Genomic DNA, 25,637 nt, shown 5'->3' with positions numbered 1-25,637 from the left:
CAACTAGCTAACTAGTAATAATAGACGTTCCTCTTGATTGCAGTATTAATTGTATTGACCTATAATGTCTATATATTCAAATAACAAGATATATGAATTTAAAGATAGAGAATTTACAAATCTGCTTTTTAAAGGTGAAGCATGCTAATGGCAACTAAGGAAGAAATTATAGATCATGGACTCGACTATTTGCGTGAAATTGGAGTTGAAGCGATTTGTAAGGTCTGTATACCTAACGGAGGATCTTGTTGTAAAAGCTGCCCTTACTTGAAGGACCGTATAGGCTGTCAATCACGAAACACTAGCTGTACCGCATGGTTATGTGGTTTTCAGAAGTATATATTTTTTGAGCTAGGATTGCTGGAAAAGTGGAACTCATTTTGGGAACAAGTACCTGGCCAGGATTTCAGGCGAGACTTCACTCCAGCTGATGTGAACATTTCTCTCTGGCTGGACAAGCCTGATCCTCGAATTCGGTTGGTAGTTGATGCATTTGCCCGGGATTTAGAAGAGCTGCGCGTCCAAAAAAAGATAATGATTTCCCAATTTAATGATACACTAGATTCTTATATGAATAAGCTATTACTTTACCGTGATTCCGAAATCCTCCGTCACGTATTAAAGAAACAAAAGGTTCACATGAGGGAGTTCCAACAATATAAAATGGAGAAAGAAAATTATGATAGCCATTGATAGGATACTATTGCGCAGGAGGTGGTATGGTTGGGGATCGGTGGAACGATCGTTCTAGGTGTTATTACGATAATCATCGTATGTGGGTTGACATTTTGGGTGACAAAGAAAGCCTACTCACGCAAATGGGATGAGACGGATGAGGATTAGGGAAATTCAGTATATCAAACCCGTCCAAAGAAAGAAGAGGCACACCAGGAGGGTGTGCCTCTTCTATGCATAAATGTAGGTGTAAGCTCACCAATTCACACTTTCAAACCAAACTCCATCCTGCTGCTTAGTCGTAAGCGCCTTGTGGATATAGGAGACCATGGGCTCTGGAAGCTCACTCAGCTTAAACCATTCCAGTTCTTCGCATTTGTGGGGCTCGGCGTTGATCAATTGGCCCTTCCAGGATCGTACTTTTAGAAAAAAGTCGATCCATTCGGAGCTCGTATTTTTTCGGTGCATGACACCTATAACGTCAACCTCAGTGGGATCAATGTCTACCCCGGCTTCCTCCTTGGCTTCACGTATGGCTGCGGCTTTTACCTCTTCGCCGCCATCCATTCGCCCTGCAACAACACTCCATTTACCATCCTCAAAGCCTGTGTTCTGTCTCTTTAATAGTAAAACTTCATCATTACGGTAAAACAGCAGGTGAACTGAACCATATAAAATTGGGGTTCTCAAAAGTAATCCTCCAGAATGAACGTTTATAATTAATGCAGTTAATTAATAGTAAGGAGAGATTAAGAGATACACAATGACGCCTGTGCTGCTCACATAAAGCCATACTGGCATTGTCCAACGAGCAATCCTACGGTGGCGCTCTATTTGCATATTAAAGCCTCTAGTGACGGAAATCAAAGCGAGAGGGACATTGACGATAGCTAACAGAACGTGAGTAATTAAGATGAAATAATAAACATACTTAAGAGCTGTAGGGCCGCCGAACAATGTCGGCTCTGTTAAATAATGATAGATTACATAGGAAACGAGAAATAGGGCGGTTGTTGTAAACGCGCAAAGAATGAAATTTCGGTGCATGGGAATGTTTCTTCTTTTTATAGCGTACAGCGAAATCAGTAAGAATGAAAAGGTGAAGCCATTAAAAATAGCATTTAAAAGTGGAAAAATAGTGACGTCGAAGCCAAGGCTTCCTTTATATCCAGGCAGAAAAAACAATAAAGCGATAATCCCGACAAGCACTACTGAAAAAGTGGCGATAAGCGGCATAAAATTGCGTGATTTCATTTCCTTCCCCCAATTGCTTGATTCAACAGCTATAAGCTGCTCTACTGTAATTATACGTAATGAATGGCGGAAATCAACAAAGTACACAGTTCTGTAACTTTCCACGAAGAGAGACTGGCATCTATCGATGCCAGTCTCCTTGTCTGAATCATAGAGAGTCAGCTGTGTTGATTGCATGCTCCCAGCTAGGAAAGTAAAACAAAGCATTCTGCATTAGCTGTGGATGGGATTGTTTAACCTTCTTTTTGTTCAAAGGTTGACCGTTAGACTTCAGCTGATGAATCTGTGCAAGCACATCATCGATGCCCATATTGGCTTCCATCGTTCTTCTCTCCCTTCTGTTCAGATTGGTAAGTATTCTTCCCTTATACTGGAAATATAATCATGAATTAGTGCTTTTAAGAGCATTTTGTTAGATTTCCTAACAACATCCGAATAGGGCTTGATTCGACCATTAATAGTTCTACATTCTTGTCCCGTTATATAAAAAATTGTGATAACATTACAGAAATAAACGGCTGAATCCAAGTCCACTGAGCTTATCGAAAAGCTGAAGTCAAGGGAAGTGATGAATGTTGCTGGCCAACCTCAATCGCGTATTTCTATCGCTTCGAATGAAATTTATGATCCTGTTTATGGCTCTAATTACGATACCGTTTATAATCAGCGGCGCATTCACGTATACCAAGTATTCGGCTAATGTCGAACAGAATACGAAAAATTACACCCTGCAAATCGTCGATCAAATCCGTATCAATCTGGACCGATATGTCAAAGAGATCGAGAGATTGACGTTGTCCCCCCTTTACGATCCTAATGTCCTCGCCATTCTGAAGAACCACAGCAATTCCTATCAAAAGGGAGTTTATTTGACTGCGGAGGAGCAGTTCAAAATCAATTTATTCATTTCCTCTATGGCCTTTGATCGGTCTGAAATTGAAAGCATTCTCATTTTTACGAATGATGGCAGTCTGTTCAGCAATGCGGACACCAGTGTAATGAATTACTGGGTTCAGGGAACGAATGATTGGATGGAAAAGGCGGATTTGGAGGACGGGGGGCTTACTATTACCCCTCCACATGCCGTTTCTTATTACACCTCGGGGCCGAAAACGGTCGTATCGCTGTCGCGCCTTATCCGGGAGCCCTATACGCATAGTAAGATTGGGTTCATTAAGGTTGATCTGAAGGCGGAAGGTTTTGAGAAAATATTTTCCTCCGTTAACTTCGGCAATAACAGCAAGCTGTACATTTACGATAAGGATAAGACACTCCTGCATCCCCAATCCACTATAACTGAGCCTGATGTGAACGACCCGGAGTTTTTAAGCGCATGGACAAAATCGAAATATACAGGGCTGCAAATATTGGGCCAGATCCCTCTCGCGGAGCTAAGGCAGGAAGCTAAAGATATAACGAGCTATACCTTGATGATATCGCTGACTTCGCTCGCGGTTGCGCTTGTGCTTGCCATTCTGTCTTCTGACCGGCTGGTCAAGCCGATTCGTCATCTGCAGAGTAAAATGGAGCTGGTCAAGAAAGGTTTTTTTAAAGAGCGCGCTATCGTTGCGACCCATGATGAGATCGGGCAGTTGACCGAAGTGTTTAACCGAATGGTCGGGGAGATCGATCGTCTTGTTCGTGAGGTTTACGAAACGAAATTGCGGGAGCGCGATGCGGAAATATCGGCACTGCAGAGCCAGATGAATCCGCATTTCCTTTACAACACGCTGGAATCGATCAATATGATGGCTGTTCAGCATAATCATCTGGCATTGTCGAATGTAGTCTCTAATTTGGGCAAATTGCTGAGATATACGGTGGACAAAAATCAATCGGCCGTCTATCTGCGCGATGAGGTAAGATTTGTGGAAGCCTACCTGCATATTCAATCACTGCGCTGCGGGGATAGCTTGCGTATGGAAATTTTTATCGATCCGTCGCTGCAATACGTGTTTGTTCTCAAGCTGATTTTGCAGCCGCTTGTCGAGAACGTCATCGAGCATGGAATGGGCAGCGATCCGGTGACGATCCGAATAAGGGCGGCAACGGAAAACGATGATTTGATCCTATCAGTCGAGGACGATGGCCTGGGCATGGATGTGCGAACCATGGAGCAGGTGCTGCGGCGCATTGATTTTGCCGGGGAAGAGCATCCGGTTAAACAGGAATTCGGCCAAAAAAGCAGCGGCTATGCGCTTCGCAATGTACACCAGCGGATACGGCTGCTGTATGGGGAGCCTTATGGGATTTTGCTTAAGAAAAATGCACATAAAGGAATGACGGTTTTGATTCGACTGCCATTCCAATGGGAGGAATAACGATGTACAAAATTATGCTTGTCGAGGATGAGGACCTGATCAGACAGGGCTTGAAAAAGCTGATTGAAGAAGTAATCGGGGGATTCATCGTGGTGAAGGAGGAGAAAAACGGCCGCCAAGCTCTTGAATCGATGAAAAGCATCCTGCCCGACTTAATTATTACAGACATACGGATGAAGGAAATGAACGGCATCGAGATGATTGAGCAGGTGCGGCATAATTTCCCTGATACTCCGATTTTGGTGATCAGCGGTTACGGGGACTTTGAATATGTGAAAAAAGCGCTTCGCTTCAAAGTCGAGGATTATTTGTTGAAGCCGGTCGACAGAGTGGAATTAACCCAATATTTAACCGGTCTCAAAGCAAGATTGGACAGCCGTAAAATGAACGCTCTTCAAAGCCAGTCTCATACCGCGGGGAATAGTGTGGAAGAGAACGAAAAGAGTATTATCCGCAAAGTCAGAGAAATCATCCATTCCAATCTGGATCAGGACATCTCGCTCCAATTCATTGCCAATAAGGTGCATATGAACCATCAGTACTTATCCTCTTTATTCAAGCTGGAAACAGGCCAGAATTTCGTGGACTATGTGATTCAATGCAGAATGGAACGGGCCAAGCAGCTTTTGCAGGAGGCGAATTTAAAAATTTACGAAGTCGCCAAACTATCCGGATATGAGAATTCCAAATATTTTATGACCGTGTTCAAACAGCTTGTTGGCGTAACTCCCTCCGATTTTCGCGAAAACCAGGTTCACTAGCAAACGGAAAGATCTCGATATTTTGAACCATAACTCGATTCATTTGGATTTCTCGGATGGATATTATTCTCTATCATTAAACATGTAAGCGCTTATCAAATGAGGGATGAAGGGGAATTAGCTATGAAGAAAATAATGTCAATGGCCGTGCTTTTCGTATCGGCAGTAAGCTTAATAGTCGGGTGCTCGGCCACAAAGGACACACCCAAGGATACTGCAGCGTCTCCCGCGTCACCTAAGCCAGGGGTTAAAGAAGAGATTGTGCTCAAAGTCGGGATGTGGGGAGAAAACGATACGAGGAAGAAAATATTGGAGGAGTATGTTAAGAAGTTTACAGCCCAAAATCCGCACATAAAAGTCGAGTTTATGCTGGTTCCATTTGCTGATTACCAGCAGAAGCTGTCCATCATGGTTGCTTCCAAAACCGCACCCGATCTGGTATGGATGTCAGATAAAATGATTCCACAGTTTATCGAAGCCAAGCAATTAGCCGACATTTCCGACATTCAGAACGACAAGGCGTATGATTTTAACGACAATATTCCTTCGAGCTTTCAACGTCTGAAAAAGGATGGCAAGCTGTACGGCGTGCCTTTTCTGAATCCGCCAAAGGTGATTTTCTTCAATAAAACATTATTTAAGGAAAAGGGGCTTAAAACCCCATTGGAGCAGTACAAGGAAGGCAATTGGACTTACGACGAATACTTAAAATCAGCTAAAGCCATTACCGATTCATCCAAAGGCATTTATGGAAGCTTCTTAATTACAGCCAATGGCTGGAAGGCTTGGGAGGATGCCTATCTTGATACTTTCTGGGCATTTGGAGCCGATTTTATGAATGAGGAGAGCACCAAATTTACACTTAACACTCCTGAAGGAGAGAAGGCTCTACAGCTGATATCGGATATGATCTTTAAGGATCAAGTCCATCCGAAGCCGGGGGATCAAATTACATTTGAAGGCGGAAAAATCGGCATGTCCCGGCAAAACTACGCGTATGTCAACACAGCTAGAAGTATTAAGGGCTTCGAATGGGATATCGCGCCGATGCCGAAAGGTCCGAATAAGGATGCGCCTGCTGCAACCGGACTGGCAGCCTATTCCGTCATGCAGGATTCCAAGTATAAGCAAGAAGCACAGAATTTGTTGAAGTTTATGACAAGTAAAGAAGCGATGACCGAGTTTGCCTTCATGTATGTGCCTAACCGCAGCTCTGTTCTGGCATCTGATGCATTGACCAAAGGCTTCGAATCTCCGACGAAAGAGGCCATTAAAGCGTCACTGATCGATCCGATGAATGGCAAGCTTAGAGCGCAAAACGCACATAAGAACTGGCAGCAAATCGATGTAAAGGTTCAGACGGTTATCGACATGCTGTATACAAAAACCTACCCTGTAAAAGATGTGCTTAAGAAAATGGAAGACGAGGTAACGCCTCTCATGAAATGAATGACACAGGAAGGAACCTTACCGTGAATATCCAAACAGGCAAATTAATGCAGCGAGAAAAATGGTACGGCTATATGTTCATCTCTCCGATGGTTATCGGCTATGTCTTATTTTTGTTGGGGCCGATTATCGCCGCATTTATGATGAGCTTTACCAATTGGTCGTTGATCAAAGAAGAAGAGTTTGTTGGGCTGGCGAATTACACCAAAGCTTTTACAGGAGATTCCGTATTCTGGGATACCGTATGGAACTCCTTTTATTTCTCCATTGTTTTTGTTCCGTTGAATATCGTGTTGACCTTGGCACTGGCCCTGTTGCTAAAGGATCGAATTCTGGGGGTTGGTTTTTTCAGGACAGCCATTTTTACTCCGGTAGTTACATCCATTGTCGTGTGGGCTACGGTCTGGAAATATATTTTCCAAACCGATAACGGACTTGTGAATTCGATCCTCCGCATATTCGGAATTACGGGACCGGCCTGGTTGTACGATCTTTCCTTGGCTATGCCTACGGTTATTATTATTACTTTGTTAAAAGGATTGGGGATCAATATGGTGATCTTCCTTGCTGCGCTGAACGATGTCCCTCCTATGTACTATGAGGCAGCCAAAATTGACGGGGCCGGCAGGTGGAAAACCTTCTTTAACGTGACGCTTCCGTTGATAACTCCATCCGTATTCATGGTCCTTATTATTACAATGATCGGATCGCTAAAGGTATTCGGGCAAATTTATGTGTTAACCGGAGGCGGTCCGGGCACTAGCACTTATGTGTTTGTCTACTACATCTACGAGCAGGCCTTTAAAATGTACGAATTCGGGTATGCTTCGGCCGTAGCCTTTATCTTGTTTTTTATCATTTTCGTGCTGACTGTCATGCAGTGGGGCATTAGAAGAAGGTGGGTGCATCATGAACAATAGAAAATGGACGGAAGCGGCTAAAGACGTACCTAAATATGCTGTATTAAGTGCCATTACCTTCTTCATTCTGATACCCTTTTACTGGATGGTCAGCACCTCCCTTAAGGATTTTCAACAGGCCTTGTCGTTTCCGCCGCAGTGGATTCCGAGCCCGATTCACTGGGACAATTACGTCGACTTGTTTGCCAAGCAGCCCCTTCATTTGTATTTATTCAACAGCTTATATATCGCCGCGCTGGTCACGGTCGGAACATGCCTGTTTGCGGCGTTGGCCGGATATGCTTTTGCAAAAATATCTTTTCCATGGAAAAACACACTCTTTTTGATTTTGCTGAGCAGCATGATGATTCCTACGGAAATCACTACGATTCCATTGTTTATATGGCTATCCAAGGTTGGTTTGGTAGACACTCATTTTCCGCTCATAGTACCTCCAATGCTTGGAGCAGGCGGGATGTTCGGTGTTTTTTTGTACCGGCAGTTTTTTATTACAATTCCTAATGATTTGGATGAAGCGGCTAAAATCGATGGCTGCACGCCCTGGAAAACATTTTGGAGGATTATGCTGCCGTTAGCCACACCGGCGATGGCGACCCTGTCGATTTTAACGTTTCTGCACAGCTGGAATGAATTTTTTGAGCCCTTAGTGTATTTGAATAGCAGTAAGCTGTATACGATCCCGCTTGCTCTGTCTTTATTCACCTCGGATAGCGGGACGGAGTGGCATTTGGTGATGGCAGCCTCCGTGGTAGCAACGGTCCCGCTGCTTACGGTATTTTTCTTCGCACAGAAAAAGTTTATCGAGGGTGTAGCCATGACAGGAATTAAGTAGAGCTCCGCTGACCAATAGCTTATCAATCTGTGCTTCTACTGCAAAATGAGCGTGCGACTCTCCTCTTCCTCTATCTATAAGTGAATGATCATTTCTGATAATATAGGAAGAGGATAGCAGCATCGTGCTAATTTAGTAGAAGAGGTGAAGATCTTGAAGGTTTTAATATTAGGAGGAACCGGTGTCATCAGTAGGCAGATCGTGGAGCAGTTGCTGATAGCCGGACAGGAAGTGGTTATATTTAACCGAGGAACGAAGCGGCTTGCTTTTGGCGAAGATCTGGAATGGATCCATGGCGATAAGTCCGATCGCGAGAGTTTCCAGAAGCTGATGAGCGGCCGTCAATTCGACGCTGTCATCGATATGATCAGCTTTAATGCAGCGGATGCGCGTTCCACCGTTGAGACGTTTACTCATACTGCAGGACAGCTCATCTTCTGCTCCAGTGTTGCTGTTTACAAAAGGCCGCTCAAGTCAAACCCGATCCGCGAGGATGCAGAGGAGCTATTCGATAATCCTGAATTCGGCTACGCGTTTCAAAAGGCTGAAATGGAGCGTTATTTGCAGGGGGTTATTAGCGAAGGTCAACTGCCGATTTCAATCATTAGGCCCTCATTAACTTATGGGGTTGGAGCTGCCAATCTGGGTGTGCTGCGTCAAAATTACAACATCGTTCACCGTATTCGTAATGGCAAGCCTCTGATGATGTTCGGAGATGGAACGACACCTTGGAGCTTCACGTTTGCTCCCGATTTGGCTAAGGCATTTGTCGGAGCGGCGGGCAATAAGCGAACCTTCGGCAAGACTTATCACGCGACTAACGAAGAAGTGAGTGTCTGGAACGACCTGTATGTGGAATTTGGCAAAATCCTTGGTATCGAGCCGAAAATCGTGCATATGCCATCCGAGCTTTTGATGCGCGCGAATCCTGGATTGTTTGGCCATCTGTATTATGAAAAAAGCTATTCGGGCCTCATGGACAACTCGAAGATCAAACAGGATATTCCCAGCTTCGAAGCGACAATTTCCTTGAATAAAGGGCTGCAAATGATGCTCGATTGGTATGAAAATGAAGCCATGACAGTGGATGCTGACAAGGATTTGATGGAGGATCGTCTGACCGAACTACACGCTCAATGGGGCAGACAGATTGAAGCTTTGAATATTGTAATATAAATGAAATATGGGCTTCATCTTGTATTAATAATTAAGGCTTATAATAATAGATGACCCCCTTTTTTAATATATAACCTTAACCCCGCAGCCGGTACGGTATGTGGGGTTCTTTCTGTTATCCTTGTGCTGCACAATGGTATAATAAGGGTAATATCCATGAGATTAAAGAAAATAAAGGAGCTGACCGTTTTATGAAATTTCATCGTCTTGGCAGCAGTGGGTTGAAGGTGTCTGCACTAGGTTTAGGAACCAACGCATTTGGAAAAAGGGCTGATCAGGAAACATCGATTCGGATTATCCATCAAGCTTTGGATCAGGGTATCAATTTTGTTGATACGGCTAATATTTATACGGGATCTGAGTCGGAGAGAATCATCGGATTGGCTTTGGCAGGCAGGCGCCATGAAGCCGTTCTGGCAACAAAAGCGGGTCTGGTCAAGGGTACTGGACCTAATGAAAGAGGTTCATCCAGGTATCATTTGCAGCGGGAGCTGGACAACAGTCTGAAGAGGCTGCAAACCGATTATGTAGACTTGTACCAGATCCATACGTTTGATCCGCAAACACCCCTCGAAGAAACCTTGAGAGCATTGGACGATATGGTTCGAGCGGGGAAAGTACGCTATATCGGAGCATCGAATTATGCGGCTTGGGAGCTGATGAAGTCTCTAGGTATCAGTGAGCGATTGGGGTTAAACCGATTCGTTTCAACGCAAGTCAGCTATTCACTCGCCGATCGTACTCCCGAGCAGGAGCTTGTACCGGTTTGTCAGGATCAAGGGGTGGGCATTATCCCTTATTTTCCTCTAGCTGGCGGAATTCTGACGGGGAAATATACTTCAGCGGACAATCCTCCGCAAGGTTCCCGCGCCGATACCGACCCTAATTTCGGCAGATTTCTGGATGATGGCAGAATGGCGCTCGGTCGGAGCGTGAATAAGCTGGCTGACGAACTAGGCTGCACGCCAAGCGCTTTGTCACTAGCATGGCTGATGCAGCAGCCGACGGTCTCAAGTGTAATAGTTGGCGCTACAGGCGTGCAGCAGCTGGAGGACAATTTGAAGAGTATGTCGCTTGAGCTTGGAGCCGACACGTTGAACGAGCTGGAGAGATTGAGCGAGGCTTACCGTTATGGAAAGCCGTTTGCTTGGTATCGTTTGCCGGAGTGAATAAGTTTAAAAATTCCGCCTCTCTATTCTATTGAGTGGCGGTTTTTTATTTACAGTTGGACGAAGTGAATCAACGACTGAAACATGAAAAAAGCAGACGAATGTTTGAACGATACCAAACTGTTTCGACTGCATCTCCTTGGCAAATATATATTCGTTCAAAATCTTTTTCTTTCAGTGACGGCCGATTCCTTGAACGCTTTTATTTTTCTCCGAGCTGGTATGTGTAATGTTGAGGTCAATATGGATATCATGGATGGTATCGTCGGTAAGCAATCTATCTTCCGCCGGGGACATGGCCTTCCATTCGCCATAATGATACCGGAATAAGTTATACTCAAGATTCAAGACATCCGTCTTTTTTGCGATCCCCGTTCGGAACAAACTTCGGATTTCAGCTTCGATCGCTTTCTTCGTCGCGCCCGTTAATTGCCGGAAGTTCAGCAGGTCATCTTTGGTCCGGCTGACTACGTATCCTGTCGCTTTCATTTTGACGTCATATTGCGGCCGATCCCCGCGATTAATATATTTCAGGCTCGCTTTCGGATTGTCGACGACAATTTGAACCGATGGATCTTTATGATCCGGTACGGGGATGCCTACGCGTATCATACCGGGCTGAATCCAACGAAGGCCGGTTAATTCTTTCAAGGGGATATAGCTTCTAAACGAATCGTTTTTGAGAAATATCGCCCCGTCGATCATCAGTTTGGGCTCAGGCTTATTTTTTTCCGACCACTGTATTTTGTTAACGGCCAACGTCGGGATGATCGAAGTAAACCCCGGCTCATTGATCTGTCTGATCAATTGTTGAAGCCTTATCGAAGTCACGTAGGAAGTCTGGGAGTGTATTCCTTTCGGCTCGTGAAGAATGGTGCTGAGCGGAGACCGCTGGAAAAATCCAGTCACTGAAAAAATATCCTTTACCGATTCTCTCGTGGCATACACCCACGGCGTCAGACGAAATTCATGATACCGACTGAAACTGTCATAAATTCTTTTAATCCCTTCTTTTAATGCGCTTTCGCTAATCAAAAGAACAGTCACGTGCCCCCAAATGATTCTTTCCTGAGCTGTTTCATAAGGTTGAAACAGCGCCTCTTCGAAGGTGTATCCTACCCCTTCGCCTATCCAAACTCTCGCTGGCCCTTTCTTACCGTCGGAAGTTTTCGCGACGTTCTGGAGATCGATGAGTTGTATATATGCGTGATACTTTCCATCCTTGTAATCGATGCCTATGGCGTTCGCGTAATTCAGTTTTTCAATATTTTTCATATCGGTGGCGCACCCCGAACCGATTAACAATTCAACGATCAAGACAAGTGTACATATAGATTTGCGCATCAGTATTCTCACTTTTTTTGTTTTTTTAACATCGGAGCCGAGAAACGGGATCTTCTGAACGGATTGACCAAAAAAGCAGCCAACCACTCTTTAAATCGCAGGGAGGCTATCGGTTCAAGAAAGGCCAATCCGAAGCTTTCGAGACTGCACAAGTAAATCAGGATGACGAACATAGCCATGATGAATCCGTAAACGCCGAGGAAAGCGGATGCCAAAGTCATGAATATCCTAAGAATGCTGACTGTGCCGGATAAGGATTGATTGACCAATGAAAATGTAGCCACTGCCGAAATGGCGATAACGACGAGCAACGTGGGAGAAGCAAGGCCTGCCCGGATGAGAGAGTCTCCGATGATCAGGCCGCCGACAATTCCGATCGTCTGTCCGACTGCCTTAGGCATCCTGACGCCGGCTTCCCGAAGCAATTCGAACAAAAAAAGCAGCATCAGTGCCTCAAGGATTATAGGAAACGGCACTCCTTCGCGGGAAAGGACGACTGTAGATAACAACGCCAATGGAATCTGATCCAGATTCACGGTCGCAATCGCAATCCAGAATCCTGGCAAATAAAGGCTTAGAATCAAGCCGATGATTCGGAGCGTCCGTTGAAACATAACGTAATAATAAGGAAAATGAACGTCTTCAGGCGTTTTCAGCAGCTCCAGAAAATTGCCCGGCCCGATGAGCACCATTGGAGATCCGTCTACAAGAATGGCGAATCTTCCACGCAACAAAGTTTCTATCACATAATCGGGCCGACCGATATAATCAATCAAGGGAAACAGCGAATAAGTCCGATTCGACAGCCACTGTTCGAGCTGCCCGCTGCTCAGAACGCTTTCCGTTTGAATAGATTCCAATCGTTGGCGCACCTCGGCAATCATGTCCGGATTTGCTTTGTGGCTCAGATAGATCAGCGATACGCGGGTTTTGCTCAAGCTTCCGATGACGAACATTTCGCTGAACAACATTCCCGTTTGCAGACGCTTCCGAATCAGAGCCATATTCGTAAACAGTTCTTCCGTGAAAGCATCCTTCGGCCCTTTAATCGAAATTTCTGTACTGGATTCTTGCAATGCGCGTTTCGGAACATCGGAAATATCAACCGCCCAAAAGTCGGTATTCCCAGCGTAATACAGGATCAGTTGGCCGCTGAACAGCCCTGCAACCATTTCTCCGATCGTCTTTTTTATTGAGGTCAGAGGCAATGCTTCCGTTTGGTCCGAAGCTGTGTCCGGATGGAAAGCTGCATGGCTTGCATAGAGGCACACGCTGGCGAAATACTCGTTTAGCTGATTTTTATCAATCATACCTTCGCAGTAGAGAACCGTCAGTTTGTCCGACAACTCCGGTTGCGGCAGCGGAGGAAAATAGATGTCGGAATATTGCGAGAAGACTTGTAACATTGCTTCCTTCTGTAAGGTTCCATTGCGCAGATTATCATCCAACTCCGCAAAGAGCGTAACTTCCTCGGATGTTTGATTCATTCAATACCCTCCTTTCCTTTTCGGTATAAAGGAAAATACATAAAGAGCCGCCAACATCGCGATTCCGAAAATGAACGAGAACGTATAGAAGTAGCGGTGGATGGCTTCCTGCATCGTGGTGTCGCTGATTTGCATTAGAGAGGGTATGGAAACAAGAGCCGCACAGCAACCTACTACTGTTTGGCGAAACCTCGGGAATCGGCCTATAATCAGTTCGGACAGCAAATGCAAAAGAAGGGCTGATCTTGTAACACTGCCGGCCATCAGTTGAAACACAGCCAAAAAATCGACATGAGAGATGTAGTCGCCAATCATGACCAACCGCCACTGTTCGAAGGCGGGAAATCGCATATTACCGGCTTCGGAAGGACCAAACGCGGACAAGGATCCCAAGGTGGGCCCGGCAATAAGACCTACCAGCAAGGTTAGCAGTACAAACATCGTTCCATAATTTATAGGTTTGCTCATTTTATGCTGCAGCAGCAGCAATACCAGCAACTCTATACTTCCTCCGAACACAATCACCCCTCCGTGCAGGTTCGGCCCTATTCCTTCCACAAAGAAGGGATGAATGATGCCATAATCCTTGCTTCTCATGGTAAACAAGGAAATGCCGATTCCCAGCAACCACACGATTGGCAATAAAACGGTAGACATATAGACAATCGTTTTGAGTCCCGATCTTGCTGCGCTGTAAGAAACAAGCATAAAACTGAGAACGACTACGGCGTTCGGCGTTCTGGGAAGCAAGTAGATATTTATGTTTCTTGTCGTATCGAAAATGATCAATATCCCTAAGATCAGGAGGTATAAGACCAATACTCCGCAAACGAGCCAGCATCCGAATATTCCGATCCTCTCTTTAAGCCATTCGTTAAATGTTTTAGCGCGCATGGACTTTAAAACCAGGTACAAAATCAAACTCCAACCTAACAAAACCACATACCCAAGCAGGATGCTGAACCAGGAGTCCCGTCCTGCCGCTTGGATAAGATGAGGAATAATAAACACATGATTAGAGATGCCAAGCGACAGAAGCAGCATGAATAGGATCTGCCGTCTTGAAAAGGTTGACTCCATCGCTTCCCCCACCTCCCCCGAAACAGGATCACAGTACGCATTGGTATAATATCCATAAATGGAATCCATATACATACAATATCCGTATCTCCTTAGAATGGTCTTCTTTCATTTAAATAAAAGGGGATAGAACGGCGTATTGGATTGCAGTTATTTTTCGGAAAACTATTAAACTAGGTATATCTAGGCCTAAATCTAGTAATACTGAAACATGTAGTGTATGAGAGTCCCAATAACATGTGACAAACCAACTTTTTTGTGAAAAGGGGGAGATTTACTGGTGAGGAAATTTACAACTAAGGAAATTGGGGAAGCCATTGAACTGTCTGATGAGACCATTCGCAGATGTATTCGCGAGGGACAGTTGGCAGCCGAAATTAGCGGAAGGAATTACTACATAACTGAAGATGCCGTTAAAGAGTTTTTTAATGAACGAGGAATAAGATACGAGGAAACGCCATTAGCAAAGCCTACTTTAAGGCAAGTGACCACTCGAACGGTCAGTTCATTAGGAGCGATAGGGGCAATCGTAGGCATTGGCATAGCTTTTGTTGCAGTTCTACTTCAAAGAAGCTACAAAGAAATGAGGTGATTCTGATTCCAACGGTTTACGATGAAGGGCAGATAATGGGGCGCCAACGGTTTAAAGATAAGGATATTTGTATGTAGGGGGATAACGCTATGATTAAGATTATTTTAGGGGCACTGGCTGTTACTATTGTCGAAAAAGTGATTGAAGAAATTTTCGAAGATTAAGATATTTCAGGACGAAAAGGAGTGAAAAGAAATGTTGCTTCCTATTTTGGGTAGAGCTATTGCGGTTGCGGTTGCTAGAAAAGTATTGAGAGAATTGACGAAGTAATCTATTAAGCAGGAAAGTAGGGAATGAGCATGGATGAAATCATAGAGAAGGTCGTTGAAGCTATTATTGATGAAATTTGGGATGTTATTTCTAATTAATAGAGGAGTGAAGTAAGATGTGGGTTAATTCGAATTCGTTTGTTACGCCGGAAAAATGGCAATTGCCCTGGAAAGACGGAAAAGATGATGACGGGGATATGTACCCTCGAATTAAGGATATCATTATGTACGCACAAAATAAATAAGCTGCCGTACCACTAAAAAGAAGCCATGTTTGTATCCCTGCTGTAGGGAATGCAAGCATGGCTTTCTTAAGCTTACTACTTACTGAGGTGTATAAAAGTTTTGTGTGTAATAGATCGTCATCTTGCCGCCGAAGGCTACACCAACGCCGAGACGTTGAATATCGCTGAGCAGGTTTTTGCGATGGCCCTCTGAGTTCATCCAGCCTTCGTGGGCAAAGATGGCGCTGGTTTGGCCGGCGGCGATGTTTTCCGCCGCAGCTCGCATAACAATCCCATCCGTCTTCATCCGGTCGAACGGGCTTGCTCCGCTCTTGCTTTCATGGGCGAAATAGTTGTTAGCGGCCATGTCTGCACTGTGCTTGCGCGCTGTCCCTGCTATTTTATCGTCCCAGGTGAAGGCAGGTTTGCCTAGCTTGACGCGGGCAGCGTTGGCCAAGTCGAAGATTTGCCGCTCATAGGCGGTAACGAGAGTAACGCTTGGCTCAGGGTAAAAGGCAGTCAGCGTTTGCTCTGTTGGCTTCGCTATGGCTTGGATGCTTGTAACAACGTCATTGCGGTGCAGATCGTAAAAGAAGGTGACATAAGCATCCGTTGTCTCATAAGTACCGTATTCGCCGCTGCCATAGTTCATATTAAAGCGGGTGTTACCTTTAGTAATGGAGGCTAACGGTTGACCGTACAGCTTCAGCACTGCACTCTTGGCGCTCCCATCAGCCAGGCCGTTGTACTGCCAATTGGCGGAGGTGGAATATAGACCGACAACTCTACCCTCGCTGATCCCAATCTGTGCGTAGCTGCTGTAATCCTGATTGTAAATGAACCACTGGAAGCCATATTCGCTTAAATCCTTGCGCGATGGCTCTCCCAGCTTAGTGATAACATCTTCGGCGGCATCTCCGATATGGATGCCTTTGACCGTGACAGTGTTAGCCGCGGCTGATGTCGGCGCTGATCCGCCCTGCGCTTGAGGCGGAGTAGGACTAGCTGGTACCAAGGCTCCGTCGTTCGGAATGAGCTGGAATTGCTTCTGCTTCACATTGCGGATAAACTGCACTGCCTCCGCTCGGGATAAGCGGTCGGCAGCTTGATATCCAGCAACCGTTGCTGCTGTCTTCCCCTCGGACAAGCCTTGGTCGAGCAGGTATTGGATGGAATCGCTCATGCTTTGCGTTCCCTTTTGGGAAGCCGTAATGATCTGAGCAACAAGTCCGCGGTTAAACTTGGCCACGTCCGTATTATGCAGCACAGGCCATTTGCGGCTATCTGCTACATCGTAATACGGCTTGTACCAGGCAGAGCCAGAAGCAGCAGCGGCAAGGTTAACCTCGGGGTAAGCCCGCAGCAGCATTGCCAGAAACTCCGGCTCGGATACCGACTGGTCCGGTCGAAAGCTACCGTCATCGTAGCCGTTGACGATATTATTTTGAACGCCCCACGAGATTGCTGTGGCTCCCCAGTGGCGGGCTGTGTCATTAAAACCAGTTACATCGGCCGCATAAACCTGATGCTGCGATGGGAGGAAAGTGGATAAAGGTGATAAGAAGATAGCAATGGCTAGGGGCAGCAAGCGAGCTGCCAGTTTTGTTTGCATTATTTAAACCTCCTATAGTCATGCAATTAGGCACGTAGATAAAGATGAACAGGGTATACCATTACTAGTCTTTCTACTATATGTGTCTCTGGCCGAAATGTCTAACTGTAAAACTAACCATTCCAATTTGTATACCATATCACTAATGATAGTCTTTTCATAGCAGGCCAACAGGTTTATACTGGGAATGAAAGCGAATACGGACTATACTTTGCAGGAGGCGGACTACAAATGATTATTAGCGATATTAAGAATTGGGAACGGGAAAAGCAGGTTTATCCAAATGCGGTTAATAGAGGGCTGGAGTTTATTCAAAGTACTGATTTCAGTTCATTGAAACTCGGCAGGCACGATATTGAAGGAGATCTTATGTTTGCTCTGCTGCAAGAGCCGACAACCCTGTCTTGGGAGAAGCAGCGGCCGGAATCGCACCAGACTTATACAGATATCCAATTTTTGCTTGCGGGAGAAGAGGTCATTCGAGTTGCACCATTAACTGAGGATGCGGTGATCAGCGAGGATAGTTTTGAAGCGCGGGATATTGCATTCTACAGTAAAGTAGCTGAGGAAAATGCGATTCAGCTTAGCCCAGGATCCTTCACGGTGTTCTACCCGGGCGATATTCATCGTCCTTGCTGCAGTGTCTCACAAGATCAACCTATCCGCAAAGTCGTCATTAAAATTCATAAATCATTGTTGTTTGCTGAATAGAGGTCTAAAGAGGGATAATTCCATGTGGGAAGTTTACTTTCGATAATGGACTGTTTTCAAAGGGTGATGCGTTCCGATGCGGGCGATCATCCTTTTTCTTATGCAGAGTTACTAGGTTGAGAGCAGTTGCGTGGCTCGACTGGGTAAGTGATTTTAGATATGATGTGAGTGAGGTTACGAAGAAGGCTTCTTACCAGAAAACTCAGCAGATGCTTGCGAAATAAGTTTTGCACAGCAGACTCTTAGGAGGGAAATGGACATGTTTTTACGTGAAGTAACTATTCTTCGTGAAAAGTTTCCTGCAGACAAGCGGTATCCATTTTCAGTGCCTGCTCTGGCTCAGAGTAAAGGGCTTCCTTTCCAAGGGCCAGTCACTTTTTTTGTGGGGGAGAACGGCTCGGGTAAGTCAACCATGCTGGAGGCTATAGCTTGGCAATGCGGTTTCCATACAGCTGGAGGCAGCGTCAATCAGACTTATGAGCTGGAAGGGTCTAAGGCTGATTTCGGGCCGTACATCCGGTTATCATGGAATCGTAAAGTAGCGAGCGGCTTTTTTCTTCGTGCGGAATCGTTTTTTAACTTTGCTAATTATTTGGACCAGAGTGTGCGGGAGCAGCCGCAATATCGAGATGACTTTTACGCCCCGTATGGCGGGAAATCGCTGCATGAGCAGTCGCATGGAGAATCATTTCTTTCATTGTTTCGCAATCGATTCGGGAGAAGATCCATTTATCTATTGGATGAGCCGGAAGCAGCGTTATCGCCAGCTCGTCAATTAAGTTTATTATCCGTTTTTCACCGTTTGAGTCCGGATTCTCAATTTATCGTTGCGACGCATTCCCCCATATTACTGGGATATCCGGGTGCGCAGATTTATTCATTTGACGAGGGGCCTATACAAAAGATTGCTTACGAAGAGACATCACATTATCAATTGACACGCCGTTTTCTGGAAAATCGCGGAGCGATATTTCGGGAGCTTTTTGCCGAGGATGAAGAATGAATGGGGCTGGCGGTGAGCGGTCAAGTCTATGAAGGAATAGTAATTAGGATAGTCGGTTCGTAGGAATAATCATTTAGAGTGATGATGGTTAAGGTGCTTCATAGTTAAAGTGATTTATTGTTAGTAGAGCAGATTGTAACGGATGCTTACTAAGTAGGCGGTAGTGAAACGCGATTCATGCATACGAAATAAGTTCTAAGTCGGTTTCGCTTTAGTGAAAGAAGGATAATGGTGGTTACGAAGTCAGTTTAGTTAAGGCGAAACTCAGCCGATGCTTAACGAAGTACGTTTCGCTAAAGCGAAACTCTTAGGGAGGTATATCATATGGAATTGGGATCATTCGGAGCATTAATGGTAAATAAGGAAAATGATCGGCTTGCTATTACTCTGCAAGAGCTGCAGGTGGAGGATCTGCCTGCGGGCGAGGTTCTTATTCGCGTCCATTACTCAGGCCTAAACTATAAAGACGCACTGGCTTGCCGCTTGAATGGCGGTATAGTCCGAGCGTATCCGCACATCCCCGGCATCGATCTCGCCGGTGAAGTATGCGCCTCAGCAGACGCGCGGTTTCAGCCTGGGCAGAAGGTCATAGTGACCGGCTTCGGGCTGGGCGTCTCGCATTTCGGCGGATTCAGCGCCATGGCGCGTGTACCCGCCGACTGGGTTGTGCCGCTGCCAGCGGATCTGGAGCCGCGCGAAGCGATGGCGATAGGCACAGCCGGGTTAACGGCAGCGATCTCTATCGAGCGGATGGAGCATAATGGGCTCCATCCTGCGCAAGGCCCTGTGCTGGTGACAGGAGCCACCGGCGGCGTTGGCAGTGTAGCCATCGCGCTACTGGCCGCGAGGGGCTACGAGGTTGTTGCGAGCTCCGGCAAAGCGGAGGAGCATGAGTATTTGCGGGCCTTGGGTGCCCGCAATATTATTGGGCGCCTGGGCGCAGCAGCGGGGGGGGGCGAGGCCGCGGTGAAGCCGCTGGAGAAGCAGCAGTGGGCCGGCGCCGTTGACCCTGTCGGGGGCAGCGGGCTGGCGTTCCTGCTGGCTTCCATCCGCTACGGCGGTTCCGTAGCTGTCAGTGGCCTCACCGGCGGCGGCGCCGTTCCGACAACGGTGCACCCGTTCATCCTGCGCGGTGTCAATCTGTTGGGTATCGACTCTGTCCAATACCCTATAGAGCGCCGCAGCGCCTTGTGGGAACAGATGGCCGCTGACTTGAAGTCTGCAGGGCAGTTGGAGCGGATCAGCAGCCGTACGATCCGCTTGCAGGAGGTGCCTCAGGCAGCGGAGGAACTACTGGCAGGCCGTGTCAGGGGCCGGATTGTTGTAGAGCTGTGATTGTAATGCAGGTGTGATGCCATCCCCAAGAAACTTGTTTGCATTTCGAAGGATTAGGGGGATTTTGTAGGAGGCACATGTTTATCGATCTGCTGTCAGGTCAGGCTATATACAAACAAGAAGACTCAGCCCATTGATGCTGAGTCTTTTTGTTCTAATTTATGAGCCATGCAGCAGGGCGGGCTTCTGAGAGCGGGGGCTCACAAGGAGCTGGAATGATCAGCATTCGGCCCCTGTCATTTCATTGGTAAACATCTTCTTATACTCGTGTGGAGTCAGCTTCTTGGCCGATTCTGCCGCATAATGGACCTGCAGCGCACGACGTCTTTTTACCGAAAAGTTCGGCGGTGTCCCGTGATGTAGGAGGCCGGAGAATAGGAGCGCGCCGCCCGGCTTCAACGGAACGGCAACATCGCGCTCAACCTGTACGCTCAGATCGCATAGCTGCCAATCACGGACGGCATAATGAGGAACTGCTCCATCTCGATGAGAGTATGGAATGACGTGCATGCAGCCGTTGTCCAGCTCAGCCGGATCGAGTGCAATCCATATGCCAATTACGGATTTGTCGAATGCTAGTGGACCATAAGCCATGTCCTGATGCCATGGTTTCTCGGCGCCTCCTGTCGGCGGCTTCAGGATGGCTTGATCCTGCGCAACCTTGGCTTCTTCACCGAAGAGTTGTGCCATGACACCCATGATCCCCTCTTGATAAGCAACATGCCTTAAGCGCGGCTCAAAATCTACATAATCATACACCTTGCGGGCTGCAAGCTCTCTTTCTTCATCGGAATGAAGCTGGGATTTGGGCTTCACGTACTGTACCTTGGAACCTAATGAACGGTCATAGAGGATGTCCATTAAGGCTTCTATCGAATCTTTAATCTCCTTCTCATCCAATACTTCATCAATGACTAAATAACCCCGTTCCCAAAACTGTCTCACATGCTGTTCGGTAAAGTCCTGTATAGTTCGGATGCGATCCGATTCGATTGAATCGTAGCGGTACAGCTTCTCGGCAATGTCCTGAGCTAATTGCTGCTCTTCTTGATTTTCATAAGAATATAAGGTGCGTGGCTCGTTGGCTTCGTTCATTTCTTATCTTAGCCTCCTTCATTTTCTACTTGAATTCATCTTACCAAGTAGAAGGAGGCAGAGAAATGAAGATAGAATACGTTTTTTTATACTTAAACCGATAAGGGCTAGTTTTCGTTGTCATTGTCATCATCGCTTTGGGAGACACTCCCATGAGCGCGGGACGGTTCCGTTGTCCACTTGTATTTGGATGGCGGAGCGCCGTATCGTTCCTTGAATTGCTTGCTGAATAAATAAACGTTGGCATAGCCCAAAGACTCTGCGACCTGCGATACGTTCATGGGCGTTTCCATAAGCAGGTGCACGGCTCTTTCCAAACGAACATCGGTGATGTATTGCTTAATGGAGGTACCGGTATACTTTTTGAACAAAATACTTAAGTATTCCGCAGAAAGCTGAACATGGTCCGCAATTTCCTGATGTGAAATTCTCCTTCCAACGTCCTCCCGAATATAACCGATCACCCGCGCGATTACTTGTTTTTGTTTACTAGCCGATGAGGTCTGATCCTCCTGCTGCCGACGGTACAGATACAGCATGATTTGCTTAAGCATCAGGTTATACTCGATATCTGACCAGGAGCCTTCGTTGTACACGATTTGGAGCAATCGGTTTAACAGCATTTCAATAAACAAAGTATCGTTTACCAGCGTATGGCGCTTAGGAAGCAGGCAGGCATTAAAGGGCTCCCTTGAGGTCATATCGGTTAGACTAAAATGGATGAAAATAACGGTTAATCGGTCATTCGGATCCTGAATTGCCTCTGTTACATCGCCTGGACGAATAAGAAAACAGCTGCCTTTTCGGATCGGATACGAAACTTCATTTATCGTCATAGTTCCCTTGCCTGCAACGGCATACCATAGATCGTAATCCTGCAGAGGCTGATGGGGACACCAATGCCATGCTGGTTCACAGCGAGCCTTACCCGCATTGGAGCTACGTTCAAAGCACGCGTTCAGAAGCGGGAATTCTTCGGTTGGGTGCTCGTCCATCTTAGGCTCCTCCTTTCCATTAATCATTCTTAGGCCTGAGCCTCTCCTCGTTTTTACTGTAACTATTTCCCTATTATTCTCGTTATAACGTTAAGAAAGCAAGCATCCTACTCACTATTGAAATGGGGGATTTTATGGAAACGCAAACGGTGTATTTCTCGGACCGATTCTTTTCGACCGGCTTGACGGATATTCGTGATGAGGACAACAACAAAATCGGCGAGCTTGACTTGCAAAGTATGTTTTCATCGGGAATTCATGTATTGGATGAGCGGGGACGTATGACTTACAGCGGGAAGTTTCGCTTTTTCTCCAATACGTGGCTTGTACTAAACCGTGATGGTGACGAGATTGGCGCGCTTAAAGCCAAAATGGCCTTTTTCAAAAAGCAGTACGCGTATGTCGGAAGGCATGATGAGTTTCGGATTGAGGCCCCTGCTTTTTCCAAAGAATATACGGTTACAACAGTCCGTGGTGACATTGTGGCTGAATTTGCAAGGACGGATGGGATGTTCTCTTCAGGCGCCTTTGCTTTAAAGAACCGTTCCTCCCTGCCAATGGAAGAGCTTATTTTGGTCGTTATGGGAGTTCATGCGATTCAAAAAAGGCAGAGCGCAGCGGCAAGCACTTAATTGTCAATATATCACACAGGGCGTTGCGATTGAACAAACAAATCAGTTAAGGCTTAGGAAAAAAAGTGCATGGAAGAGAGAGCATTGGGGAATCTAGAACTATAAGGAATGATAACATGCGGGGTGCTCTTTCATGCCAACAGTCGAATTGAACGGAACACAGATTTATTATCAAATAGAGGGGAACGGGGCGCCGGTTGTGTGCATCCATCCTCCGATGCTTTCCAGTAACTGCTTTACCTACCTGCGTCAGCAGCTGGCCAGTTCGTATCAGATCATTACATTCGATATTCGGGGCCATGGAGCCAGTGAGCCGTCCGAACGCAAGGTAACTTATCCGCTTATTGTCGGGGACATCAGGCAGCTGCTGGATGCACTTCATTTACCCGCGGCCTACCTGTGCGGATACTCTACCGGCGGTTCAGTCGCTTTGCAAGCGATGCTAACCTACCCGGATCGTTTTCTCGGCGGGATTCTGATAAGCTCCATGCCGGAGATGAGTGATTGGTACAATCGGGCCCGAATATGGGCGGCGATTCAAGTGTCTCGGCTTAAAGGCAAGCGTTTATTGGCAGTCGCGATGTCGGCGGGGAATGCGGATAAGATGCAGACGTTCAAACGTTTGTACAGTCAAGCTATACAAGGGAATATCCGCAACAGTCAAGAATACTTCGCTTATAGCCTGAATTTTAATTGTACGAAGAGGCTTCATGAGATTGGCTCTCCGATACAGCTGATCTATGGGCAAAAGGACAAAAGATTCCACAGATATGCCCACATTTTGAAGCGCAATATGCCGCAGAGCACCTTGCAGTTTATCGCTAATGCGAAGCATCAGCTTCCCGTGAAGAAGGGGCTGGAGCTGTCAGAGCTGATTCGGTCGTGGATTGATCTTGCAGAGGCTGAACGTTTGCGTGAGTATGAGCACGGACAGGCGCTTATGCGTGAGAGCGTGAGCGGCTTTAAGTATGAAAGTAAATACGATCTTGAGAGTCAAAATGGGGATCACAATGAGCAAATAGCGTACCTAACGGATGAAGAATTTTCTAAGCATGCTCTAGAGGCACTACTTGCTGAACTATCGGAGCAAGATTCAGGGCATCACGGGGAGCATAGAGATCATTGAGCAGTTCTTGCAATAACATTCTTGCCAATAGGGCGGATGGGAGATAACGGCTCCCCTTGCATGTTTGGCCAAGGAAGCCGTTAGTCTGTTTCACTAGAGCGGAGTCCAGTCGGTGTTGTCACTTTGTAATCGATGATAGCTTCTGCAACCAAGCTCTCGCTTTAATCTACATCCATATGAACGAGAGTATTGCTTCTCTGCCAAGTATTTTGAGAGAGGTATAATAATTGATCAACGAAATAAAGAGCCGCTGAACGCGCTTCCCCTAATCCTGCAAATTCGGTTCCATCTATTCGCAGCTTATCTATATAAGAGGAGCTATGAATGCCAAAGGTTCCGTTCATCATATAAATCCAGCCCTTGCGGTAGTGCAGAGTTGTTATCCAATGATCCGAAGTATAAAGGGGAATGATTACAGCACCATCTGCGCTCATTTTATTTAACTGTTTTCCGTAATCACTAACGTAGTAAATCCACCCGTCGATAGCAATCGCTTTGGATACATTGTCTTGAAGCTTGATTTGCTCGTAACCGTCGAGGTTCATTCGGTATAGATTAGCGGGTTCATTTTCTTTTTCCTGCATTAGAAAATAGATCTGGCCGGCATTTATAAAAAAGGGGTACATCCTTATCCCACTGACAAGCTCTTGATCGGCCGACCCATCAATGTTTATTTTATGGATGGTTTCCTTTGATTGATAGGTGTGGATATAATAGATCCAATCACCCTTTACCCATATTTGAGCAGTGGGCATAGCGGACACCTGTGAGCGCTGGGTACCGTCGGTCTTTATTTTATATATACCATCCATCTTAACCGTATAATACAGCCAATCGCCTACGATGTTGATGGACCTTGCATTGTCGTCAGACAGCTTCACTTCCCCGGTACCGTCTTTTTTCACCTTTACAAGCCGATTAGGCTCTTCATAATTTCCGTCTGGATTCATATAAATCCAATCACCTTGAACAGCAAGCTGACCGGAATTGGCCACATTCAAAGCATCAGTCTGCTCTATTTGATTATTCGATATCCCGCCGCACGACTCGATTCCAAATCCGCGATCTGTGTCGCTCCAGCTTGTTTTCCAGCCGAATTCGTCCTTCGTAAATTTCCAGCTCATTGGAAAATAGGTTATATTCCGATACAGCAGCAGTGGATACGGTTCCTCTGCGTTAATAATCGCTTTTCCGTTCACTTGGACAGGAAATGGGGCGATAGCAGCCGTTTGGCTGTTGTCATTCGAATGGATTTGGGGAATCAAATATTGCTTGAGCGGCAAGCAGGTATCATTCTTTTGCAGCGATAGTCCGCTGTTTGTATCCCAATGGATCGATAAACCAAGGGCGGAGGCATGGTTCCACGTCATAGGGAAATAGGTGATGTCCTTGTATATCAGAAGGGGGTACTCACTGTGCTTCACATCCATGACGGTGCCGTTCACTGTAACGGGAAAGTCAGGAAAACTCACTTGAACATCAAGTGGAGCCGCTGCCTGGACTGGAGTGTGCCCAGCAAATGATAAGCTGATTAAAAGTGTGATAAGGCCGAGTTTTATTTTATTAATCATAAGG

At 46.1% G+C, this 25,637-nt stretch carries 25 protein-coding genes; 15 read left to right on the top strand and 10 right to left on the bottom strand.

Annotated features, from left to right (window positions below; all coding sequences use genetic code 11):
- Positions 1-147 precede the first annotated feature (147 nt).
- Positions 148-693: a hypothetical protein gene (locus GC093_RS26605; RefSeq protein WP_216624824.1), complete on the top strand. Its 546-nt coding sequence runs from the start codon at positions 148-150 to the stop codon at positions 691-693.
- A 237-nt stretch (positions 694-930) separates the two neighbouring features.
- On the opposite strand, the gene GC093_RS26600 is transcribed toward GC093_RS26605, so the two are convergent.
- The 3 genes from GC093_RS26600 to GC093_RS26590 all read right to left on the bottom strand — a co-directional run bounded on the left by GC093_RS26600 (position 931) and on the right by GC093_RS26590 (position 2,251).
- A complete protein-coding gene (locus GC093_RS26600; RefSeq protein ID WP_171654942.1) occupies positions 931-1,365 on the bottom strand; it encodes an NUDIX hydrolase in 435 nt (144 codons plus the stop codon).
- 42 nt (positions 1,366-1,407) lie between these two features.
- A complete protein-coding gene (locus tag GC093_RS26595; protein ID WP_171654983.1) occupies positions 1,408-1,929 on the bottom strand; it encodes a DUF420 domain-containing protein in 522 nt (173 codons plus the stop codon).
- A 148-nt stretch (positions 1,930-2,077) separates the two neighbouring features.
- Positions 2,078-2,251, bottom strand: coding sequence for a hypothetical protein (locus GC093_RS26590; RefSeq protein ID WP_171654941.1), 174 nt, complete (start codon positions 2,249-2,251; stop codon positions 2,078-2,080).
- A gap of 250 nt (positions 2,252-2,501) precedes the next feature.
- Here GC093_RS26590 and GC093_RS26585 point away from each other — a divergent pair, with 250 nt between their 5' ends.
- From GC093_RS26585 to GC093_RS26555, 7 genes are all read left to right on the top strand, one after another.
- Complete coding sequence (locus tag GC093_RS26585; protein WP_171654940.1) at positions 2,502-4,250, top strand: cache domain-containing sensor histidine kinase; 1,749 nt, start codon at positions 2,502-2,504, stop codon at positions 4,248-4,250.
- A gap of 2 nt (positions 4,251-4,252) precedes the next feature.
- The gene (locus tag GC093_RS26580; protein ID WP_171654939.1) at positions 4,253-5,011 is read left to right on the top strand and encodes a response regulator transcription factor; all 759 of its coding nucleotides are present in this window, start codon (positions 4,253-4,255) and stop codon (positions 5,009-5,011) included.
- A gap of 123 nt (positions 5,012-5,134) precedes the next feature.
- Positions 5,135-6,460 (top strand): ABC transporter substrate-binding protein, encoded by a 1,326-nt coding sequence (locus GC093_RS26575; protein ID WP_171654938.1) that lies wholly within the window; start codon positions 5,135-5,137, stop codon positions 6,458-6,460.
- A gap of 23 nt (positions 6,461-6,483) precedes the next feature.
- Positions 6,484-7,380, top strand: a complete 897-nt coding sequence (locus GC093_RS26570) for a carbohydrate ABC transporter permease (RefSeq protein ID WP_312886618.1) — start codon at positions 6,484-6,486, stop codon at positions 7,378-7,380.
- On the top strand, positions 7,370-8,212 hold the full coding sequence (locus GC093_RS26565; RefSeq protein ID WP_171654937.1) for a carbohydrate ABC transporter permease: 843 nt from the start codon (positions 7,370-7,372) through the stop codon (positions 8,210-8,212). The genes GC093_RS26570 and GC093_RS26565 overlap by 11 nt, the downstream gene beginning before the upstream one ends.
- Positions 8,213-8,365: 153 nt before the next feature.
- Positions 8,366-9,388, top strand: a complete 1,023-nt coding sequence (locus tag GC093_RS26560; RefSeq protein ID WP_171654936.1) for an NAD-dependent epimerase/dehydratase family protein — start codon at positions 8,366-8,368, stop codon at positions 9,386-9,388.
- Between the two features lie 191 nt (positions 9,389-9,579).
- Positions 9,580-10,557, top strand: coding sequence for an aldo/keto reductase (locus tag GC093_RS26555; protein WP_171654935.1), 978 nt, complete (start codon positions 9,580-9,582; stop codon positions 10,555-10,557).
- A gap of 174 nt (positions 10,558-10,731) precedes the next feature.
- Here GC093_RS26555 and GC093_RS26550 read toward each other — a convergent pair whose 3' ends face one another.
- Genes GC093_RS26550 through GC093_RS26540 form a run of 3 tightly spaced genes read right to left on the bottom strand, consistent with a single transcriptional unit; the run spans position 10,732 to position 14,468 of the window.
- The gene (locus GC093_RS26550; protein WP_171654934.1) at positions 10,732-11,901 is read right to left on the bottom strand and encodes a Ger(x)C family spore germination protein; all 1,170 of its coding nucleotides are present in this window, start codon (positions 11,899-11,901) and stop codon (positions 10,732-10,734) included.
- A gap of 8 nt (positions 11,902-11,909) precedes the next feature.
- Complete coding sequence (locus GC093_RS26545; protein ID WP_171654933.1) at positions 11,910-13,388, bottom strand: spore germination protein; 1,479 nt, start codon at positions 13,386-13,388, stop codon at positions 11,910-11,912.
- A complete protein-coding gene (locus GC093_RS26540) occupies positions 13,389-14,468 on the bottom strand; it encodes an endospore germination permease (protein WP_171654932.1) in 1,080 nt (359 codons plus the stop codon).
- A gap of 280 nt (positions 14,469-14,748) precedes the next feature.
- Here GC093_RS26540 and GC093_RS26535 point away from each other — a divergent pair, with 280 nt between their 5' ends.
- Both GC093_RS26535 and GC093_RS36495 read left to right on the top strand, forming a co-directional pair.
- Complete coding sequence (locus GC093_RS26535; RefSeq protein ID WP_171654931.1) at positions 14,749-15,060, top strand: helix-turn-helix domain-containing protein; 312 nt, start codon at positions 14,749-14,751, stop codon at positions 15,058-15,060.
- Between the two features lie 385 nt (positions 15,061-15,445).
- A complete protein-coding gene (locus tag GC093_RS36495; RefSeq protein WP_281365313.1) occupies positions 15,446-15,574 on the top strand; it encodes a hypothetical protein in 129 nt (42 codons plus the stop codon).
- A 79-nt stretch (positions 15,575-15,653) separates the two neighbouring features.
- On the opposite strand, the gene GC093_RS26530 is transcribed toward GC093_RS36495, so the two are convergent.
- Positions 15,654-17,165, bottom strand: coding sequence for a CAP-associated domain-containing protein (locus GC093_RS26530; RefSeq protein ID WP_171654930.1), 1,512 nt, complete (start codon positions 17,163-17,165; stop codon positions 15,654-15,656).
- Positions 17,166-17,396: 231 nt separating this feature from the next.
- Between GC093_RS26530 and GC093_RS26525 the strand changes: the two genes are divergently transcribed.
- The 3 genes from GC093_RS26525 to GC093_RS26515 all read left to right on the top strand — a co-directional run bounded on the left by GC093_RS26525 (position 17,397) and on the right by GC093_RS26515 (position 20,214).
- Positions 17,397-17,876, top strand: a complete 480-nt coding sequence (locus tag GC093_RS26525; RefSeq protein WP_171654929.1) for a NanQ anomerase/TabA/YiaL family protein — start codon at positions 17,397-17,399, stop codon at positions 17,874-17,876.
- Between the two features lie 259 nt (positions 17,877-18,135).
- Entirely contained in the window at positions 18,136-18,879 is a 744-nt protein-coding gene (locus GC093_RS26520) for an AAA family ATPase (protein ID WP_171654928.1), read from the top strand.
- Between the two features lie 324 nt (positions 18,880-19,203).
- Entirely contained in the window at positions 19,204-20,214 is a 1,011-nt protein-coding gene (locus tag GC093_RS26515; RefSeq protein WP_171654927.1) for an oxidoreductase, read from the top strand.
- Positions 20,215-20,433: 219 nt separating this feature from the next.
- Here the strand turns inward: GC093_RS26515 and GC093_RS26510 are convergent, their stop codons facing one another.
- On the bottom strand, positions 20,434-21,309 hold the full coding sequence (locus GC093_RS26510; RefSeq protein ID WP_171654926.1) for a phytanoyl-CoA dioxygenase family protein: 876 nt from the start codon (positions 21,307-21,309) through the stop codon (positions 20,434-20,436).
- Between the two features lie 107 nt (positions 21,310-21,416).
- Complete coding sequence (locus tag GC093_RS26505) at positions 21,417-22,304, bottom strand: AraC family transcriptional regulator (RefSeq protein WP_171654925.1); 888 nt, start codon at positions 22,302-22,304, stop codon at positions 21,417-21,419.
- Positions 22,305-22,438: 134 nt separating this feature from the next.
- Here GC093_RS26505 and GC093_RS26500 point away from each other — a divergent pair, with 134 nt between their 5' ends.
- Together GC093_RS26500 and GC093_RS26495 are read left to right on the top strand one after the other, a co-directional pair.
- On the top strand, positions 22,439-22,936 hold the full coding sequence (locus GC093_RS26500; protein ID WP_171654924.1) for an LURP-one-related/scramblase family protein: 498 nt from the start codon (positions 22,439-22,441) through the stop codon (positions 22,934-22,936).
- A gap of 133 nt (positions 22,937-23,069) precedes the next feature.
- On the top strand, positions 23,070-24,062 hold the full coding sequence (locus GC093_RS26495; RefSeq protein ID WP_171654923.1) for an alpha/beta fold hydrolase: 993 nt from the start codon (positions 23,070-23,072) through the stop codon (positions 24,060-24,062).
- Between the two features lie 161 nt (positions 24,063-24,223).
- Here the strand turns inward: GC093_RS26495 and GC093_RS26490 are convergent, their stop codons facing one another.
- Complete coding sequence (locus tag GC093_RS26490; RefSeq protein WP_171654922.1) at positions 24,224-25,633, bottom strand: DUF5050 domain-containing protein; 1,410 nt, start codon at positions 25,631-25,633, stop codon at positions 24,224-24,226.
- Between the last annotated feature and the right edge of the window lie 4 nt (positions 25,634-25,637).

Origin of the sequence: Paenibacillus foliorum, from assembly GCF_013141765.1 — a bacterium.
GTDB classification, from domain to species: domain Bacteria; phylum Bacillota; class Bacilli; order Paenibacillales; family NBRC-103111; genus Paenibacillus_S; species Paenibacillus_S foliorum.
Note: the sequence above shows the minus strand (reverse complement) of the source record. Positions and strands in the feature narration are given on the sequence as shown.